Below are 4005 nucleotides of genomic sequence, written 5' to 3' on the forward strand. Positions count from 1 at the left end.
GCTGCACCTGCACAAGCGGCTGCTCCTGCACCTACAGCAGCGCCAGCAGCTGCAGCCCCAGCAGCAGCTGAAGAAGTGAGCGGTCACATTGTTCGCTCACCTATGGTTGGTACTTTCTACGAGTCACCAGCACCAGGCTCAAAAGCGTTTGTAACTGTCGGCCAACGGGTCAACGTAGGTGACACATTGTGTATCGTCGAAGCGATGAAAATGATGAACCACATCGAAGCTGACGTCGCCGGTGTCGTTAAACAAATTTTGGTCGACAACGAAGCACCTGTTGAATTTGACCAACCTTTGTTCATCATCGAATAAAAAGGCAACAACTATGCTTGATAAAGTAGTCATCGCCAACCGCGGTGAAATTGCGCTTCGGATTTTACGAGCCTGTAAAGAACTCGGGATTAAGACCGTAGCCGTTCACTCGACGGTGGATAAAAACTTAAAGCACGTGTTGCTCGCGGACGAGTCAATTTGTATTGGTCCGGCATCAGCAACCGAGAGTTATCTGAATATTCCACGCATTATCAGTGCTGCAGAAGTGACTGATGCTGCTGCCATTCACCCTGGGTATGGGTTCTTAGCGGAAAATGCCGACTTTGCTGAGCAAGTGGAAAACTCTGGCTTTATCTTTGTCGGCCCAACGCCTGACGTGATTCGCATCATGGGTGACAAGGTCTCGGCCATTGAAGCCATGAAAAAAGCAGGGGTTCCTTGCGTGCCTGGCTCAGGTGGCCCATTGGATGACGACGAAGAAAAGAATAAGAAGGTTGCTCGTCGCATTGGCTACCCGGTCATCATCAAAGCTGCCGGTGGCGGCGGTGGTCGTGGCATGCGCGTGGTACGCGAAGAAAAGGACTTAATGAAGTCAATTTCCGCGACGCAGAGCGAAGCCCGCGCTGCCTTTGGTAACCCTATAGTATACATGGAAAAGTTTCTTGAAAATCCACGCCATATCGAAATCCAAGTATTGGCGGATGGACAAGGTAATGCGATTCATCTTGGCGAGCGGGACTGTTCAATGCAGCGTCGTCACCAGAAAGTGGTGGAAGAAGCGCCAGCACCGGGAATTACCGCGGAAATGCGCAAGAACATCGGCGAGCGCTGTGCCCGTGCCTGTGTTGAAATTGGCTATCGCGGCGCTGGTACATTCGAGTTTTTGTACGAGAACGGTGAGTTCTATTTCATCGAAATGAATACCCGAATTCAGGTTGAACACCCCGTCACCGAGATGGTCACCGGTATCGACTTGGTCAAAGAGCAATTGCGGATTGCTGCCGGTCGGCCGCTATCGATTAGCCAAGAAGACATTGTTATTCGAGGCCACGCGATTGAGTGTCGGATCAATGCTGAAGATCCGAAGACCTTCATGCCGTCACCTGGAACTATTTCCCGATTCCATCCTCCGGGCGGTATGGGCGTTCGTTGGGATTCACACGTTTACACCGAATATCGTGTGCCACCAAATTACGACTCCATGATTGGCAAGTTAATTACCTATGGTGAGAATCGTGATGTTGCTATTGCGCGGATGCGTAATGCCTTAAGCGAACTGATCATGGAAGGCATTAAGACCAACGTACCACTGCAAAAAGATATTATGGCGGATGAGAATTTCCAACACGGTGGAACCAACATCCATTATCTTGAGAAAAAGCTAGGTATGAGCTAATTCCATTGTGGTAAACTTAAGGTCTTTCTGAATCGAAGCTCAGGTCACCCTGAGCTTCTTTGTTTCTGCATCGATATAAGTAAAGGCGAGGATTCGCGCATGGCTTGGCTCCAACTGACGCTCACCACAAAACAAGACTATGGCCGCCAGCTTGGCGATATACTTATGGCTAACGGCGCTCAGGCGGTAACCTATCGAGACGCTAAAGATGCACCAATCTTTGAACCCGCGCCCGGTGAAGTTCCGCTCTGGGAGCAAACCTTAGTCACTGGCCTATTCCCGGCTGAAACCAACATGACGCCGGTCCTGACCAATTTAAAGAAAGTCAGTTTTCTACAAAAGCCGCTGCAATATAAAACCGACCAACTTGAAGACAAGGACTGGGAACGCGAGTGGATGGATAACTTTAAACCGATCGACTTCGGCAATGGTCTATGGGTCGTACCCTCGTGGCATACACCGCCCGTTGCTGATGCTGCCAATATCTTACTTGATCCGGGTATGGCATTTGGTACCGGCACACACCCAACCACGGCGATGTGCTTGCGCTGGTTAGCCGAGCAAGACTTGCAAGGCAAGACAGTCGTCGACTTTGGTTGTGGGTCTGGAGTGCTAGGTATTGCCGCTCTAAAGCTTGGCGCGGCAAAATGTATTGGCACCGATATCGACCAACAAGCGCTGCTGTCAACACGCGAAAACGCAGAACTAAACGGTGTTGCTGATCGTTTCGAGGTTTATTTACCAGAACAAACCCCAGCGATTGAAGCTGACGTCGTGATCGCCAATATTTTAGCCGGACCGTTACAAGACTTAGCGCCCATTATGCTGCAATACTTAAAGCCGCATGGGTTACTCGGTATGTCGGGGATCCTCCGCCGGCAAGCAGAGGCGGTGCAAGACGCTTACCATCCGACGATTGCATTCGCTGAGCCGCGTTATCAGGAAGAATGGACCTTTCTCCATGGTCAACGCGGCAACGCATGAGTCTGCTAACACCTGTGTAACATTTCACCAGGGTTAGCGTGCCAGGCGCGATAAAGTCAAGAGCAAAAATTGCAATTTTATGTGATTTTGGTCACTTTATCGCCTTTCCTTTCGCGAGCAAATTCCCTAAAATTCTCTCCCCTTTCGCTGAACAGAAAATAACCGATGCGGATAGGTCCTTATCAATTAGAAAACAACGTAATTCTTGCACCCATGGCAGGTGTCACTGACTTGCCATTCCGTCGCTTATGTGTGGAGTTAGGTGCTGGTCTAGCGGTTTCCGAGATGCTCTCGAGTAACCCGCTAGTTTGGCAAACTGACAAATCGAGAGCTCGAATGGTGCATGGTGATGAGCCAGGAATTCGTTCGGTACAAATTGCTGGGTCTGATCCAGAATTGATGGCCTTAGCGGCTCAGCACAATGTTGCTGAAGGTGCGCAAATCATCGATATCAACATGGGTTGTCCAGCCAAGAAGGTAAATAAAAAGCTAGCTGGTTCAGCATTATTGCAAGAGCCCGAGCTAGTTCAGCGAATTCTGCAGAGTGTCGTGGCGGCAGTTGATGTCCCCGTGACACTCAAGATTCGAACCGGATGGGCCCCGGAACATCGCAACGGTGTTGAGATTGCGAAAATTGCAGAACAAGCTGGCATTCAAGCCTTAGCGGTTCATGGCCGCACTCGGGCTTGTATGTATAAAGGCTCCGCGGAGTACGACACGATTCGCGCGATTAAACAGGCAATTTCAATTCCTGTGGTCGCCAATGGTGACGTGACAACACCGCAAAAAGCACATGAGGTTTTGCACTATACCGGCGCAGATGCCGTGATGGTCGGCCGCGGTGCACAGGGGAATCCTTGGATATTTCGTGAGATTGTCCACTTTCTCCAAACGGGTGAAGAGTATGCTCCGCCAACAGGCGCTGAAATCGCCCAAGTCATGCGCAGGCACTTGCATGCGCTGCATAAGTTTTATGGTGCCCGTGGTCCTCGGATTGCACGCAAGCACATCGGTTGGTATTTGCAGGGAAACCTGCAGCACATTGACGGCAGTGAGCAATTCAAGCGCGAGTTTAACGCCATTGAAGACCCTCAACAGCAGTTAGATGCCCTAGAAACCTATTTTGTTAACTTAGACGAGAGATAAGAGCGCTATTATGTTTGACCAAAACGGAAATCGTGAAGCAGTATCCACACCTTTGACTACCATTGGCCAAAACTCTAACCCGAAGCCACTGCGCAATTCGGTAAAGCAGGCGCTGAACAACTTCCTGAAGCAACTCGATGGTCAGGATCCAGATGATTTATACGAGCTTGTATTGTCTGAAGTTGAAGCCCCGTTATTGGAAG

Annotated in this window: 4 protein-coding genes and 1 pseudogene; all 5 read left to right on the forward strand. The window is 50.0% G+C overall.

All coding sequences use genetic code 11. The features are described 5' to 3' along the window. On the forward strand, positions 1-315 hold a 315-nt coding region (accB, locus tag J5F18_RS13915), incomplete at its 5' end, for an acetyl-CoA carboxylase biotin carboxyl carrier protein (protein WP_346299195.1). Between the two features lie 13 nt (positions 316-328). Then, complete coding sequence (accC, locus tag J5F18_RS13920) at positions 329-1672, forward strand: acetyl-CoA carboxylase biotin carboxylase subunit (protein WP_346302235.1); 1344 nt, start codon at positions 329-331, stop codon at positions 1670-1672. A 99-nt stretch (positions 1673-1771) separates the two neighbouring features. Further along, positions 1772-2656, forward strand: a complete 885-nt coding sequence (gene prmA, locus J5F18_RS13925) for a 50S ribosomal protein L11 methyltransferase (RefSeq protein ID WP_346299196.1) — start codon at positions 1772-1774, stop codon at positions 2654-2656. Positions 2657-2821: 165 nt separating this feature from the next. Continuing rightward, positions 2822-3802 carry a tRNA dihydrouridine synthase DusB gene (gene dusB / locus J5F18_RS13930; protein ID WP_346299197.1) on the forward strand — a complete coding sequence of 327 codons (981 nt, stop codon included), beginning with the start codon at positions 2822-2824 and terminating at the stop codon, positions 3800-3802. A 10-nt stretch (positions 3803-3812) separates the two neighbouring features. Beyond that, positions 3813-4005: pseudogene (locus J5F18_RS13935) on the forward strand (Fis family transcriptional regulator); the annotation flags it as partial.

The sequence above is a fragment of the Halomonas sp. BM-2019 genome, from assembly GCF_017584085.1.

Coding starts and splice junctions, on each gene's coding strand:
- dusB (WP_346299197.1), top strand. CDS start 2,822: ATGCGGATAGGTCCTTATCAATTAGAAAACAACGTAATTCTTGCACCC.
- accC (WP_346302235.1), top strand. CDS start 329: ATGCTTGATAAAGTAGTCATCGCCAACCGCGGTGAAATTGCGCTTCGG.
- prmA (WP_346299196.1), top strand. CDS start 1,772: ATGGCTTGGCTCCAACTGACGCTCACCACAAAACAAGACTATGGCCGC.